General features: G+C 58.6%; 12 protein-coding genes, 4 tRNA genes and 1 other RNA gene. 1 reads left to right on the top strand and 16 read right to left on the bottom strand.

Features of this window, described 5'->3' with window-relative positions:
• Positions 1–1,197 (top strand): protoheme IX biogenesis protein HemY, encoded by a 1,197-nt coding sequence (gene hemY / locus ACJ8PI_RS19250; protein WP_033649634.1) that lies wholly within the window; start codon positions 1–3, stop codon positions 1,195–1,197.
• Between the two features lie 724 nt (positions 1,198–1,921).
• On the opposite strand, the gene ACJ8PI_RS19245 is transcribed toward hemY, so the two are convergent.
• The 16 genes from ACJ8PI_RS19245 to wecB form a co-directional block, all read right to left on the bottom strand.
• A non-coding RNA gene (locus ACJ8PI_RS19245) (RtT sRNA) lies at positions 1,922–2,050 on the bottom strand.
• Positions 2,051–2,082: 32 nt separating this feature from the next.
• Positions 2,083–2,159, bottom strand: a tRNA-Pro gene (locus ACJ8PI_RS19240).
• A 74-nt stretch (positions 2,160–2,233) separates the two neighbouring features.
• A tRNA-Leu gene (locus ACJ8PI_RS19235) sits at positions 2,234–2,320 on the bottom strand.
• A gap of 41 nt (positions 2,321–2,361) precedes the next feature.
• A tRNA-His gene (locus ACJ8PI_RS19230) sits at positions 2,362–2,437 on the bottom strand.
• 59 nt (positions 2,438–2,496) lie between these two features.
• Positions 2,497–2,573: transfer RNA gene (locus tag ACJ8PI_RS19225), tRNA-Arg, on the bottom strand.
• Between the two features lie 135 nt (positions 2,574–2,708).
• Entirely contained in the window at positions 2,709–4,112 is a 1,404-nt protein-coding gene (gene thrP / locus ACJ8PI_RS19220; RefSeq protein ID WP_033649864.1) for a bifunctional threonine/serine APC transporter ThrP, read from the bottom strand.
• 365 nt (positions 4,113–4,477) lie between these two features.
• Complete coding sequence (gene wecG, locus ACJ8PI_RS19215; protein WP_033636645.1) at positions 4,478–5,218, bottom strand: lipopolysaccharide N-acetylmannosaminouronosyltransferase; 741 nt, start codon at positions 5,216–5,218, stop codon at positions 4,478–4,480.
• Positions 5,219–5,232: 14 nt separating this feature from the next.
• Positions 5,233–6,600 (bottom strand): ECA oligosaccharide polymerase, encoded by a 1,368-nt coding sequence (gene wzyE / locus ACJ8PI_RS19210; RefSeq protein WP_060439286.1) that lies wholly within the window; start codon positions 6,598–6,600, stop codon positions 5,233–5,235.
• Positions 6,597–7,682, bottom strand: coding sequence for a TDP-N-acetylfucosamine:lipid II N-acetylfucosaminyltransferase (locus ACJ8PI_RS19205; protein WP_033649866.1), 1,086 nt, complete (start codon positions 7,680–7,682; stop codon positions 6,597–6,599). The genes wzyE and ACJ8PI_RS19205 overlap by 4 nt, the downstream gene beginning before the upstream one ends.
• Entirely contained in the window at positions 7,679–8,929 is a 1,251-nt protein-coding gene (gene wzxE, locus ACJ8PI_RS19200) for a lipid III flippase WzxE (protein WP_033654009.1), read from the bottom strand. Before wzxE ends, ACJ8PI_RS19205 begins: the two co-directional genes overlap by 4 nt.
• Position 8,930: 1 nt before the next feature.
• Complete coding sequence (gene rffA / locus ACJ8PI_RS19195) at positions 8,931–10,061, bottom strand: dTDP-4-amino-4,6-dideoxygalactose transaminase (protein WP_164134570.1); 1,131 nt, start codon at positions 10,059–10,061, stop codon at positions 8,931–8,933.
• Complete coding sequence (gene rffC / locus ACJ8PI_RS19190; RefSeq protein WP_164134569.1) at positions 10,048–10,779, bottom strand: dTDP-4-amino-4,6-dideoxy-D-galactose acyltransferase; 732 nt, start codon at positions 10,777–10,779, stop codon at positions 10,048–10,050. The genes rffA and rffC overlap by 14 nt, the downstream gene beginning before the upstream one ends.
• Positions 10,757–11,638 (bottom strand): glucose-1-phosphate thymidylyltransferase RfbA, encoded by an 882-nt coding sequence (gene rfbA, locus ACJ8PI_RS19185; RefSeq protein ID WP_047569833.1) that lies wholly within the window; start codon positions 11,636–11,638, stop codon positions 10,757–10,759. Before rfbA ends, rffC begins: the two co-directional genes overlap by 23 nt.
• Before the next feature lie 49 nt (positions 11,639–11,687).
• On the bottom strand, positions 11,688–12,761 hold the full coding sequence (gene rffG, locus ACJ8PI_RS19180) for a dTDP-glucose 4,6-dehydratase (protein ID WP_172905242.1): 1,074 nt from the start codon (positions 12,759–12,761) through the stop codon (positions 11,688–11,690).
• Positions 12,752–14,014, bottom strand: a complete 1,263-nt coding sequence (gene wecC / locus ACJ8PI_RS19175) for a UDP-N-acetyl-D-mannosamine dehydrogenase (protein WP_049195650.1) — start codon at positions 14,012–14,014, stop codon at positions 12,752–12,754. The genes rffG and wecC overlap by 10 nt, the downstream gene beginning before the upstream one ends.
• On the bottom strand, positions 14,011–15,141 hold the full coding sequence (gene wecB / locus ACJ8PI_RS19170; RefSeq protein WP_041037227.1) for a non-hydrolyzing UDP-N-acetylglucosamine 2-epimerase: 1,131 nt from the start codon (positions 15,139–15,141) through the stop codon (positions 14,011–14,013). The genes wecC and wecB overlap by 4 nt, the downstream gene beginning before the upstream one ends.
• Between the last annotated feature and the right edge of the window lie 85 nt (positions 15,142–15,226).

Here is a 15,226-nt window from a genome sequence, read left to right as displayed (position 1 = left end):
ATGTTACGCGTGCTATTTCTGTTCCTGGTGGTGATCGCCAGCGTGGTGCTCGGGCCGATGTTGGCCGGGCATCAAGGCTATGTGCTGATCCAGACCGACAACTACAATATCGAAACCAGCGTCACCGGCCTGGCGATCATGCTGGTGCTGCTGTTCGTGGTGCTGCTGGCGATCGAGTGGATCCTGCGCCGTCTCTTCCGCACCGGCGCCCGCACGCGCGGTTGGTTTATCGGCCGCAAGCGCACTCGCGCGCGCCAGCAAACCAAAGCCGCGCTGATCAAGCTGGCGGAAGGCGACTACAAGCAGGTCGAGAAGCTGATGACGCGCAACGCCGATCACGCCGAACAGCCGGTGGTGAACTACCTGCTGGCCGCCGAGGCCGCACAGCAACGCGGCGATGACTTCCGCACCAACCAATATCTGGAGCGCGCTGCCGAAGCGGCCGACACCGATCAGCTGCCGGTGGATATCACCCGGGTTCGCATCCAGCTGGCACAGGGCGAGAACCACGCCGCGCGCCACGGCGTCGATCGCCTGCTGAACCAGGCGCCGCGTCATCCGGAAGTATTGCGCCTGGCGGAACAAGCCTATCTGCGCACCGGCGCCTATGCGTCGCTGCTGGAAGTGCTGCCGTCGATGCGTAAAATCGAACTCCACAGCGAAGAGCAACTGCAGGCATTGCAGCAGCAGGCTTATATCGGGCTGATGAATCAGGCGATGGCGGACGAAGGCAGCGAAGGCCTGAAGCGCTGGTGGAAAGATCAGAGCCGCAAGACGCGTCACGAAGTGCCGCTGCAAATCGCGATGGTGGAACACCTGATCGAATGCAACGACCACGAACTGGCGCAGGAGATCGTGCTCGACAGCCTGAAGCGCCAATACGACGAGCGCCTGGTGCTGCTGCTGCCGCGGCTGAAGTCCGGCAATCCCGAGCAGTTGGAGAAAGCGCTGCGCCAGCAGATGAAGCAGCACGGCGCGACGCCGCTGCTGAACAGCACGCTGGGGCAGCTGCTGATGAAACACGGCGAGTGGCAGCAGGCGGCCGACGTCTTCCGCGAAGCGCTGAAACAGCGCCCGGATGCCTACGACTACGCCTGGTTGGCCGATACGCTGGAAAAACTGCATCGTTCGGATGAAGCGGCGCAGATGCGGCGCGAAGGACTGATGTTGACGCTGAAACAGAACGGCGGCGAATAGCGCCCTGCACGATTGAAGAACAGCGCGGCTCTTGATGCCGCGCTTTTTTTTGCCAGTTAACATCCTGAGGCGCAAAAAAAAACACTTGCCGCAGGGCAAGTGTATAAAGAAGCAATCAGGTCTAGGACAACAGGGGCGGTGCCTCACTCAACGTTTTGCCCTGAGCGTGATGACGGGTTAGTCATCGTTCTCGTGGGCGATAGGCACCCTAAATCGGCTCTGCGTCATTCCCAGGGTTTATGAGGCCTAAGGCGAACATAAGAGGTGGAATGAGCATCTACGCTATTGATATTGCACTTGGCGTGCCAACTTTAAGGCTAAGGCCATTCCCAATAAAAAACGGGTCTCAATGCATTGAAATATATTAATTTTTAATTTAACCCTGTCTTTCCTGTTATATGCCACTCTCTGGCATTCCATGCCAGCAGCCGTAATAAGAATGTCGCCTCAAAACGACGACTTAAGCCAAAGCCCATTTTATCTTTTTAAATCAATCAATTATTTGTCTCAACCTGACGACAGCGCTGGATGGCTCTGTCGCTGAAAACCAACACGCTTGCCGACAGAGACAAAGTGCCCATCCTTAGATACGCAAAAAGCCCGCGCATTGCTGCACGGGCCTACCTTCGTCTCGCTTCGCGAGGTTCGAACCTCCTGCGGAGGTACTCATCCTCATAAACTGCAGACGAAAAAAAACCTGCTTTAAAAAGCAGGTTTTCGAATGTGGTCGGCGAGAGAGGATTACGCGCATCTTTGATGCGCGCCCTGCGGGCCGTTGCTAAAGCAACGTTGTCTCGCTTCGCGAGGCTCGAACCTCCTGCGGAGGTGCTCATCCTCATAAACTGCAGGCGTAAAAAAACCGACTTGCGTCGGTTTTTTTGAAAGTGGTCGGCGAGAGAGGATTCGAACCTCCGACCCACTGGTCCCAAACCAGTTGCGCTACCAAGCTGCGCTACTCGCCGATTTGTATTGCTCATACTACCCGATTTATCAGACCATTGTCTATATAAATCTTATATTTATCAGATATTTTGCGTGGTGCGAAGAGAGGGACTTGAACCCTCACGTCCGTAAGAACACTAACACCTGAAGCTAGCGCGTCTACCAATTCCGCCACCTTCGCACTGTCACAAAATACTGCTAAATCGTCACTTCGTCAGGAAGTGGGGTGGCTAATGGGACTCGAACCCACGACAACTGGAATCACAATCCAGGGCTCTACCAACTGAGCTATAGCCACCATTACTACTTCTTACTCACGCGGTAATATACCACCGCAGCTCCTGCGCACAAACTTAATGGCGCGCCCGACAGGATTCGAACCTGAGACCTCTGCCTCCGGAGGGCAGCGCTCTATCCAGCTGAGCTACGGGCGCGTAGCGCCGTTGCGGGAGGGGATACTACGGATTTACGCCAATCCTGTCTAGTGCTTTTTCGCAGAAATGTTGCGTTTGATTACGCTTTGCTCACTCCCGCGCACAAAAGCGCACTCCGTAGCCCCTTTTCGCCGTTTATTGGCGCGTTTCTACCCGATTTTCAACCGGATGATGTTTCTTGTGCATGCCGAAAGCGAAGTAGCACAGGCTGACGCCGGCTAAGAAAATCGCCCCGACCAGCAGGGAAATGCGCGTATCCGGGTTGATTCCCATGCCGACCAGCACGCAAACCAGAAAAGCAATGGTCAGATAGTTCACATACGGGAACATGATCGACTTAAAGCTGTGGTTTTTGATCGCTTCCTTATGGGCGCGGCGGAAATAGAGTTGGCTTATCAGCACCACGAACCACGGCACCATGCCCGGCAGCACGCTCGCGCTGTAGACATAAACGAACACCTGCTCCGGATTCGGGATGATGTAGTTCAGCGCGGAGCCCACTAACAGGCAGCCGATGGTGACGGCGATGCAGTTCACCGGCACGCCGCTGGCGGAAAGCTTGGTCAACGCCGCCGGCAGTTGGCGGTTCTTGGCCAGGGCGTACAGCATGCGGCCGCCGCTGTACATGCCGCTGTTGCAACCGGAGAGCGCGGCGGTCAACACCACGAAGTTGATGATGCCGGCGGCGGCAACGATGCCGATCTTGGCGAAGGTCAGCACGAACGGGCTGCCGGTGGTGCCGATGCCGTTCCACGGGAAGATGGTGACAATGACGAAGATCGCACCGACATAGAAGATCAGGATGCGCCACAGGATATTGTTGATCGCGCGTTTCAGCGTCACCTGCGGGTTCTTGGCTTCCCCGGCGGTGATGCCCACCAGTTCAACCCCCTGATAGGACGCCACCACGATGCACAGCGCAAACAGGAAGCCTTTCCAGCCGCCGGCAAAGAAACCGCCGTGCGCCGTCAAATTGGCGAAACCGATAGGTTCACCGCCGTTGCCGAAGCCGAAGAAGATCACCCCCAGCCCCACCAGAATCATCACGATGATGGTGGTCACCTTGATCATGGCAAACCAGAACTCCAGCTCACCGTACAGGCGCACCGCCGCCAGGTTGGCCAACGCGACCATCGCTACGGCGATCAGCGCCGGCACCCACTGCGGTATTTCCGGGAACCAGAACTGCACATACACCCCGATGGCGGTGATTTCAGAAATGCCGACGGCAATCCACATAAACCAGTAGCCCCAGGCGGTCAGGTAACCGAAGTAGGGATTCATGTACTTATGCGCGTAAACGGCAAACGACCCGGCGACCGGCTCGAGGAACAGCATTTCCCCCATCGAACGCATAATGAAGAACACGAACAGCCCGGCGATAATGTAAGCCAGCAGCACCGACGGCCCCGCCCATTTCAGCGTACTGGCCGAGCCCATAAACAGGCCGACACCGATGGTGCCCCCCAGAGCGATAAGCTCGATATGCCGGGCCTCAAGGCCCCGGTGTAGCCCTTGCGGTTTCTCTTTGTGTGCCATAAATCCTCAATAATTTTTCTCGGGTCGTGTTTGCCTGCCGGCCGCTGCCGGTCGTTATTGTCATTATTAAAAGAATAAATCATCCCCTGCCGATCGGATTGGCATCAACGGGTTGTCGGAGCGAAGTGACCGTGAGAAGGACATCGTTCAGCGCTGTCGCATCAAGCTTCAGCGGCCAGGGATAATTTCCGGGCGGTATCGTTTCGCATTTCGCCGCTATAAGCAAACCGCAATTTAAAACTTTATGGAATAAATGCGACGACGTTTAGGGCCGAGGGTTATAGATATGCGGGAGAAACGTGCAAAAGCAGATTATTGGTACAGCAGACCGGGGCGGAACAGCACTTTCCGCCCCGGATGAGGGGTTACATCTTGCCGCTGTAGTAGTAGCCGACAAACTTCAACAGCTTCAACTGCCGGCCGATGCGGCTGGGCTGGCTGAGCAGGCGGTAGAGCCATTCCAGACCGAGGTTCTGCCACACCTTGGGCGCACGCTTCACATGGCCGGTAAAGACGTCGTAGGTGCCGCCCACGCCCATATACAGCGCCTGCGGATGCACCTTGCGGCAGTCGCGCATCAGAATCTCCTGCTTCGGCGATCCCATCGCCACCGTCACGATCGCGGCGCCGCTGGCACGAATACGCTCGAACAGCGCCTCGCGCTGATCCGGTTTGAAGTAGCCGTCCTGGCTGCCCACCAGGTTGACATTCCACTGGCTGCGCAGCTTTTGCTCGGTTTCCGCCAAAACCTCCGGCTTGCCGCCGACCAGGAAGACCGGCGTGCCTTCACGGCCGGCGCGTTGCATCAAGGCTTCCCACAGATCGGCGCCCGCAACGCGCGAAACGTCCGCCGCCGGGTATTTGCGGCGAATCGAGCGCACCATGCTGATGCCGTCTGCGTACTTGTACTCCGCCTCATCCAGCAACGCATGCAGCGCCTGGTCCTCTTCCGCCTTCAGGATCTTTTCCGCGTTCATGGCCACCAGCGTGCCCTGTTTTACCCGGCCGCCGTCGAACAAAAAGTCCATGCAGTGCGCCATATCGCGAAAGCCCCACAGGCTGAAACCGCGCAGCTCATACTGCGGCACCGAAATCTTTGCTTCCATCGTTCTCATTACCCTTACAAAAGACCGTTGGCCCGAGGCGGCGACGCCAGCGCGCGGGTGCGCGTCACTCTGGCCTTGATCAGCCCGGCGGTATCGAACAGCCAATACAGCAACTTCGCCAGCACCAGACAGGCGCCGAAAATAATGCAGAAGAACACCACGCGCGACACGAATGAATCCACCCCTTCCCGCGCCAACACGATCATGTTGAACACCGCGCCGAAGCAGAACCCCTGCAGAATGGCCGCCTTATAGCGGTTCGGCTCGGTTTTGCCCAGCTCATACAGCCAGTCGAACCACTTGATGATCATGCCCACCAGAATCGCGCCGAGCGGGATAAACAGCGCGCCGCCCATCACCACCAGCGAACCGATCAGCGTCGGCGAAATCGCCAGCCCGGAGTGGTTGTTCAGCACTTCCCAGGTGAAGTAGTTGGCCGAGTTCAGCACCACGTCCGGCCGGCCGGGCCAGAGCCAGGTAGGGATAAAGACGTAGAAATCACGCAAGATCGGCGCCAGGCCCTGGAAATCGATCTTGTCGTAATTTTGCAACAGCAGCGCCAGGTTTTCCCACGGCGAGAAGGTATCGCGGGTCAGGTAGAGGAAGGTATAAAACGCCTCCGCGCCGCTGACGTCCAGGCTGTAGCGCTTCAACGCCAGCCAGAACATGCCGACCACGCCGAATATGCCCGCCGCCGCCAGCATCCACAGTGTGATCCAGCCGCGCACGATGCCGATAAACAGGAACAGCGCGAAGGCGATGATGATGTTGGCGCGGGTGCCGCCGACGATCACGTAGGTCAGAATGCCGAACGCCACCGTCGCCACCAGGAACAAGAACCAGGCGCGCAGATCCTGCCGCAGGAAATAGACCACCAGCATCGCCGGAATGAAGAAGTAAAAGAACCGCTTGAGCGCCACGCCGGACACGTCGCTGGAGAAAATCTGGCTGTAGGAATTGAGCTTGAACAGCAGGAAGCCGTTCTGCATGAAGAAGATCCCAACGGTACCGATCGCCACCAACGCCAGCAGCACCCAGGTCATATGGGTTTCCACCCGGTTCATGGTAAACAGCGCAGCGCGCGGCTGCATGCGGCGCTTGCGCAGCCGGGTCTTGTAGGTAACGTAATAGATGGCGTAAAACGCCGTCGCCGACAGCAGGGCGTACAGCAGAAACTCCACCGGCACCACCTCGACGTCAAACTGGAACACCAGCAGGCAGGTCAAAGGAAAACCGAAATAAAACGTCAGCAAATACAGCAGCGAGAAGAAGACGTTGAAGTTAAAGCGCACGCGCCGAAACTCCTGATAGGTCAGCGTCAGGATAAACGTCAGGCTGACCAGATAGACGACGAACAGGCCGCCGAATTGCGCCAACGTCATGAGTGCTCTCCCGCCGCCAACGCCAGGGCTTGCTGCCAACCGTCGACATAGTTCGGATTGAAGAAGGCGATCGCCTGTTTATCCACCGCCGCCAGCTGACGCTGCGCTTCACGCACCACCGCCTCGTCCAGCGAATCGCCGTAGAACAGCACCGGCAGATGCTGTTCCGCCAAATCCTGCCAGAACGGGTTTTGCCGGCTGAGCACGAAAGGCACGCCGAACTGAATCAGCAGGCACAAGGTGCCAATCCCCTGCTGGCGATTGAAAATGAAATAGCCGAGATCGCAGGCGCGCAGAATATTGAGGTAGTCCTCAAACGCCACCTGCTGCGTGAGCAGCTGCAGGTTTTTCTCGCCGAACAGCGGCAACCCGGCGGCGCGCACCTGCTCGATGTAGGCGTCGTTATTGGCCGGATAGCCCATCGGCAGGATCACGCGCACGTCGGCGCCGAACTGCTGATGAATCGCCTGCAGCGCTTCGATATGCCGATTGCTGCGATCGCCGGAGTTACCGACCAGAATCGTCATCGGCCCGGCCAGGTTTTTCTCGACGTGAACGTCGGTCAGCGCCGGATCCATGCGGGTCGGGAAGTACAGCAGCGAGGCCGGCACCCGCGCATGGCGCTGCTGGTAGTGAATCACGTCGCCGCGGGTAGCAAACACGTTCCCTACTCGCCCCTGCGCAATGCGGCGCAGCAAATAGAACAGCCGGAATTTCCAGCTGGTGGCGTCTTCATACAGATCGGCGCCCCAAATATGCCAACTGACCTGACGCGCCTTGATCTTGCCGCTCAGCAGCGCCAGCCACAGCCCCGGATTGAACTGGCCGTGCAGGAAGAAGCGCGCATCGCGATCGGCCTGAGCGCGCGCGATGACCGCCGCCGCCAGGCTTTTCTTGTCTGCGTAGGGCTCAATGTTCAGGGCGGGGAAATCACCCAGTGCCGCCACATCCTTGGCCGCCACCATAAAATGCCGCGTCTGCTCAGCCGGCAAACGCGGCGCCAGCACGTCGTTGAAGAAGCGCAGCACCGTCTGGTTATGATGCGGGATATCGGATCCCAGAACGTGAATCAGTGTGGTCATACTCGTCTACGATAGATAAGAAATACGCAGCTACAGAGCGCGAAATACACGATGTAGGTTGCCATATAGGCCTGAGCCGCCCCCAACGCGCCGTGCAGCGGGATCAGCCAGTGCGAGAACAGCGTCAGCAGCAGAAACTGGCTGACTTCCGTCAGGATATAGAAGCGCAGCGACGCTTTGGCGATCACCAGATAGCCGAACACATAAGCCCCGACTTTCAGCACGTCGCCCACCAGCTGCCAGGCAAACAGATCGCGCATGGCGACGAATTTGTCCGAGAACAGCAGCCAGATGGCGAAATCACGCAGCAGCCACACCGTAAAGCTCGCCGCCGCTACCGCCGGCAGCACGAATTTCAACGAGCGCACGATCTCCCGCGAGATGGCGCCCTTGTCCGTCAGCCGCGACAGCGTCGGCAGCAGATAGACGGTAAACGAGGCGGTGATGAACTGCAGATAGGCATCGGAAATGCTGCTGACGCCCTGCCAGATCCCCACTTCATCCCAACCGTAATGCGCGGCCAACAGGTTACGCATCATCACATAGGCCACCGGCAGCGTCACCGAAGTGATCAGCGCCATGACGGTGAACTTGCCGAGGTTGCCGGCCACGAGTTTGTCCCAGCGCGGCGCCAAATAGCGCAGCGGCAGCGTTTTGCGCCGCCACAGCATCAGCCCGGCCGGCAGCACCACCAACGCCGGCACCAGCGCCAGCCCCGCCAGCGCGCCTTCATAACCGCCCAGCTTGAAGCACAGGTAATAAGCCACCACGCCGATCAGGCTGCCGCCGATCACCGCCAGCGCATTGCCCATCGCGTCGCGATAGCCTTTCAGCACCGCCATAAACAGGTTGGCGTAGGCGATGCCCATCTGAATGAAAGCGACGGCGCGCACCACATCGACGTAATCGGCATGCCCGAACAGCCCGATGCTAATCGGTTCGGCGGCGAACAGAAACACCAGCGCCAGCAAGGTTGAAAAGCCCAGCACGATGCTCGACGCGGTGCCCACCGCCAGACGCAGACGCTGCGGATCCTGGTGGTACTCCGCCACGTATTTGGTGATACCGTTAAAAATGCCCGCGCCGGACAGCACGCCCAGCACGGTAATCAACTGGCGGAAGTTACCCGCCTGCCCCACCCCGCTGGGGCCAAACGCCACCGCCAGCAGTTTCACCACCAACAGCCCCACGCCGATTTTGATCAGCGTGGAGCCGGCGGTCCATATCGATGCTTTTGCCAACGACATATCAGGCAAAGAAACTCAGGATGGTATTGATTACCGTACGCTGATTGACATCAGACATATTGTAGAACAGCGGCAAGCGCACCAGACGCGCGCTTTCCTGCGTGGTGTAACGATCTTCGCCGGCAAAGCGGCCAAAGCGTTCGCCGGCCGGGCAATCATGCAGCGGGATATAGTGGAACACCGCCATGATTTCGGCTTCCTTCAGGTAGTCGATAAAGGCCGTGCGCTCTTCGATATCGCGCAACTTGATATAGAACATGTGCGCGTTATGCACGCAGTCGGCCGGGATTACCGGCAGTTCGATGCGGCCTGAGCGGGCCAACGGCAGGAAGCTGTCGTAGTACTTCTGCCACAGAGCCAAACGGCGCTGGTTGATGCGCTCCGCCACTTCCAGCTGGCCCCACAGGTAGGCGGCCTGCAGGTCGGACATCAGATAGCTGGAACCGATGTCGCGCCAGGTATATTTGTCTACCTGGCCACGGAAGAACTGGCTGCGGTTGGTGCCTTTTTCGCGGATGACTTCCGCCCGATCGATCAGGGCCGGATCGTTCACCAGCGTCGCGCCGCCTTCGCCGCCGGCGGTGTAGTTTTTGGTTTCATGGAAGCTGAAGCAGCCGATATGGCCAATGGTGCCCAATGCCTTGCCTTTGTAGGTCGACATCACGCCCTGCGCGGCATCTTCCACCACGAACAGGTTATATTTCTTCGCCAGCGCCATGATGGTATCCATCTCGCAGGCCACGCCGGCATAGTGCACCGGCACAATCGCGCGGGTTTTATCGGTGATCGCCGCTTCGATTTTGGTTTCGTCGATGTTCATGGTGTCTGGACGCAGGTCGACGAACACCACTTTGGCGCCGCGCAGCACAAAGGCGTTGGCGGTGGAAACGAAGGTAAAGCTTGGCATGATCACTTCGTCACCCGGCTGGATATCCAGCAGAATGGCGGCCATTTCCAACGACGCGGTGCAGGAAGGCGTCAACAACACTTTCGCGCTGTCGAAACGCTGTTCCATCCACTGCTGGCAGCGGCGGGTGAAACCGCCGTCGCCGCACAATTTGCCGCTGCCCATGGCAGCCTGCATATATTCCAGTTCAGTGCCAACAACCGGTGGAGCGTTAAATGGAATCATGTCTACCTCTGTATAGCCAGTACGCGGTGCTTTCAATCACGGCACCCTGTCGTTGATAGAGTCGTAATGCGGCGATATTGCCCACCTGGGTCGCAACCCGCAGGCGCTGCATCCCCTGCTGCCGACATTCGGCGATCGCCGCCGTCATCAGCCTGGCGCCCACGCCCCGGCCGGATGCGCCGGGGAACGCCGCCAACAGGCCAATGCGCATTTCCTGGCCGCCAATGTCACGCAGGCTGACAAAGCCTTCGGGTTGCCCCTGGCTATCCAGCACCAGCAAGCATTGATGATCAAAGGTGCCCAGAACGGCCTTTTCGATCCACAAAGCATAAAACCGGCCGCTGTCATCAGGTTGATACCAGGGTGCGCGAAAGCGGCTGACGGTGAACGCCTGAGCCGCCGCGGTGCGCAATGCCGGGATATCGGCCTCGGTTGCCAGACGGGAGATCTGGGCGGCGGAACCCGGTTCAACCGCTAGATCACTCTCAAGAGCCAGAACCAGATCGACTTCGCCCTCAACCAGGCGAAATCCAAAATCAGCCAGGCCGTCCGCCAACGCGAGGTGCTGCGCGGGAATTTTGGCCTGCACCAGGTTATAAGCCGCCAGATCGGCCTCGGCAAGCGCCGGAGCCGAGGAGGAAAAGCCGAGTTTCGCGCTGTCGAGCGCGAAAAACTCGCTTTCCCATGACAAAGGCTCAATAGTGGCGTGGACGCGCATGCAGCAGATCCAGCAAATACTTGCCGTAGCCCGTTTTGGACAATGAAGTGGCGGCGCGTTTCAGTTCCTTATCATCCAGCCAACCGTTACGCCAGGCAATCTCTTCCAGACAGGCGATTTTAAAGCCCTGGCGTTTTTCTACCGTCTGCACGAAGCTGCTGGCTTCCAGCAGACTGTCGTGAGTCCCGGTGTCCAACCAGGCGAAACCACGCCCCAACAGCTCGACGGTCAGTTCACCGCGCTCCAGATACATCTGGTTGATGCTGGTAATTTCCAACTCGCCGCGCTCGGAAGGTTTCACCTGCTTGGCAAACTCCACCACCTGGCTATCGTAGAAGTACAGGCCGGTCACCGCCCAATCGGATTTCGGTTTCTTCGGTTTTTCTTCGATCGACAGCGCACGGAAGTTGTCGTCAAACTCCACGACGCCAAAGCGCTCAGGATCCATGACCTGATAACCGAACACGGTGGCACCTTCGGTGCGGGCCGCGACGGTTTTTAATTTCGGGCTGAAAGATTGGCCGAAGAAGATATTATCTCCCAACACCAGGCAGCAAGAATCGCCGTTGATAAACTCCTCGCCGATCAGAAACGCCTGCGCCAAACCTTCCGGCTTAGGCTGCGCAGCGTAGCTGAGATTGACGCCGAACTGTTCGCCGTTACCCAGTAAACGCTCGAAGGACGGCAGATCTTCCGGGGTTGAGATGATCAAAATGTCGCGGATCCCCGCCAGCATCAGCACCGACATCGGGTAATAGATCATCGGCTTGTCATAAATCGGCAGCAGTTGCTTTGACACGCCGCGAGTAATCGGATGCAGACGCGTACCGGAACCGCCGGCCAGAATAATACCTTTCATACGTACTCCAAAACCCGCCGCGCCGCCGCAAAGCGCGCGCGGCGTTAAATTAATCTGACAACCCCAAACGCTCGCCGGCATAAGAGCCGTCTTGCACCCGGCGCCACCAGGTTTCGTTAGCCAAATACCAGGCTACCGTCTTGCGAATGCCGCTTTCGAACGTTTCCTGCGGCCGCCAGCCCAGCTCACGATCGATTTTGCCGGCGTCGATGGCGTAACGCATATCGTGGCCCGGGCGATCCTTCACGTAAGTGATCAGATCGCGGTAGTTCGCCACGCCCTGCGGCTTGTTCGGCGCCAGTTCTTCCAGCAGATCGCAAATGGTCTGCACCACTTCGATATTCTTGCGCTCGTTATGGCCGCCGATATTGTAAGTTTCGCCTACCACGCCTTCGGTCACGACCTGATAGAGCGCGCGCGCGTGATCCTCGACATACAGCCAGTCGCGCACCTGCGCGCCGTTGCCGTATACCGGCAGCGGTTTGCCGGCCACCGCATTCAGGATCACCAACGGGATCAGCTTCTCCGGGAAGTGATAAGGGCCGTAGTTGTTCGAGCAGTTGGTCACGAGGGTCGGCAAACCGTAGGTGCGCAACCAGGCGCGCACCAGATGATCGCTCGACGCCTTGGAGGCGGAATACGGACTGCTCGGCGCATACGGCGTGGTTTCGGTGAACAGATCGTCGGTGCCGTGCAGGTCGCCGTACACTTCGTCGGTGGAGATATGATGGAAACGGAAAGCCTGTTTCTTCTCCGCTGCCAACGGCTGCCAGTAATGGCGCGCCGCTTCCAGCATAGTGTAAGTGCCCACCACGTTGGTCTCGATAAAGGCCGCCGGGCCGTCGATAGAGCGATCGACGTGGCTTTCCGCCGCCAGGTGCATCACCACGTCCGGCTGATACTGGGCAAATACCCGATCCAGCTCGGCACGATCGCAGATGTCGACCTGCTCGAAAGCATAGCGCTCGCTCTCGGCCACCACCGCCAGCGACTCGAGGTTACCGGCATAGGTCAGCTTATCCACCACCACCACGCTATCGCCGGTGGCCTCGATGATGTGCCGCACAACCGCGGAGCCAATGAAACCGGCACCACCGGTCACTAAAATACGTTTCAACGCCATACTCCTTTGGTATCAACAACCCATGTTTGTTTTACATCTTCCGGCCGGATGGCCTTGAACTGCTGGTGATCGACCAACATCACGATCACATCGGCCTGCTGCAACGCTTCCGCGATTGGCGTCAACGTCACATGGCCGGCCAACGACTTCGGCAACTGTTCGACGTTCGGTTCCACCGCCAGCGTTTCGCCGACGTGCCATTCGGCGATCAGGTGCGCCACTTCTACCGCCGGGCTTTCACGCAAATCATCGATATTCGGTTTGAAGGCCAGGCCGAAGCAGGCAATTTTCACCTCGGACGCGCGCTTGTCGGTGGCGGCCAGACAATCGGCCACCGCCGCTTTCACCCGATCGACCACCCACAGCGGTTTGCCGTCGTTCACCAGGCGTGCGGTGTGGATCAGGCGCGCCTGCTGCGGATTCTGCGCCACGATAAACCACGGATCGACGGCAATGCAGTGACCGCCGACACCCGGCCCCGGCTGCAGAATATTCACCCGCGGATGGCGGTTCGCCAGGCGGATCAGTTCCCAGACGTTGATCCCCTGCTCAGCGCAGATCAACGACAGTTCGTTGGCAAAGGCGATATTTACGTCGCGGAAGCTGTTTTCCGTCAGCTTGCACATCTCGGCGGTGCGCGAGTTGGTGATCACACATTCGCCCTCGAGGAAAATCTTGTACAGCGCGCTGGCACGTTCCGAGCACTTCGGCGTCATGCCGCCGATCACGCGGTCGTTTTGAATCAGCTCCACCATCACCTGCCCCGGCAACACGCGCTCCGGGCAGTAGGCGATATTCACGTCCGCCGCTTCGCCCGCTTGCTGCGGGAAGCTGAGATCGCTGCGCGCCTGCGCCAGCCAGTCCGCCATTTGTTCGGTGGCCCCCACCGGCGAGGTGGACTCCAGGATCACCAGATCGCCTTTTTTCAGCACCGGCGCCAGCGATTTCGCCGCCGCTTCGACATAGGCCAGATCCGGCTCGTGATCGCCCTTGAACGGCGTAGGCACCGCGATCAGGAACGCATCGGCCGCCAGCGGTTTGGTCACCGCCCGCAGGAAACCGCCGTCGACGGCGTCCTTGACCACTTTGTCCAGATCCGGTTCGACGATGTGGATCGCGCCGCGGTTAATGGTATCTACCGCATGTTGGTTAACATCTACACCCACCACTTTTTTCTTGCGGGAAGCAAACGCCGCCGCCGTTGGCAAGCCGATATAACCCAGGCCGATAACCGAAATAGTGTCAAAACTCATAGTGTCACCTGATGATTCTTTAAAGCTTCGAGGATACGCTGACAGGCATGTCCGTCACCGTATGGGTTATGCGCCCGACTCATCGCGTGATATTCGCTTTCGTCCGTCAACAGCCGGGTCACCGCTTCAACAATTTTGGCCACATCGGTGCCAACCAGACGCACCGTGCCCGCATCTATCGCTTCCGGGCGTTCGGTGGTGTCGCGCATCACCAGCACCGGTTTACCTAACGATGGCGCCTCTTCCTGAATGCCGCCGGAGTCGGTCAGGATCATGTAAGCCTGGGTCATCAAATAGACAAATGGCAGATAATCCTGCGGCTCGATCAGCATGACGTTGTCGATGCCTTTCAAAATGCGATTCACCGGCTCGCTGACGTTCGGATTGAGATGCACCGGATACACCACCTGTACTTCCGGGTGATTGCGGGCGATCTCCGCCAGCGCGCTGCAAATTCGCTCAAAGCCGCCGCCAAAGCTTTCGCGGCGATGACCGGTGACCAGGATCAGTTTCTTGTCGGCGTCGAGGAACGGATAACGCTGTGCCAGGCCAGCCCGCAGCGCGGCATCGCTCATCACGCGGTCACGCACCCAGAACAGCGCGTCGATCACCGTATTGCCGGTCACGAAAATACGGTTGTCCGGCAGCAGTTCGCGCAACAGATTTTGGCGCGAGTTCTCGGTTGGCGCGAAATGGTACATCGCCAGGTGGCCGGTCAGTTTGCGGTTGGCCTCTTCCGGCCAGGGAGAATACAGATTGCCGGTACGCAGCCCGGCCTCGACATGCCCGACGGGGATGCGTTGATAGAACGCCGCCAGGCTGGTCGCCAGCGTGGTGGTGGTATCGCCATGCACCAGCACCACGTCCGGTTTGAAGTCTTCCAGCACCCCTTTCAGCCCTTCCAGGATGCGGCAAGTGATTTCCGTTAGCCCCTGGCCGGGTTTCATGATGTTCAGGTCGTAATTCGGCGTGATCTCAAACAACCGCAATACCTGATCCAACATCTCACGATGCTGCGCCGTTACGCAGACTCTTGCGTCAAAAGCCTCATCCTGGGCCAGTGCATGTACCAGCGGTGCCATTTTGATGGCTTCAGGTCTGGTGCCGAAAACAGTCAACACTTTCACAGCGACTCTCTTTTGGTCGGTTAATCGCAGGCCCCGCCTGCGAATCGGGCGTTCACGCGCCCTGCATCAGATTATTATATTATTT

The organism is Serratia sp. CY82433 (genome assembly GCF_052166535.1).
GTDB classification, from domain to species: domain Bacteria; phylum Pseudomonadota; class Gammaproteobacteria; order Enterobacterales; family Enterobacteriaceae; genus Serratia; species Serratia sarumanii.
The sequence above is the reverse complement of the archived record's forward strand: the minus strand, read 5'-3'. Positions and strand labels throughout refer to the sequence as shown.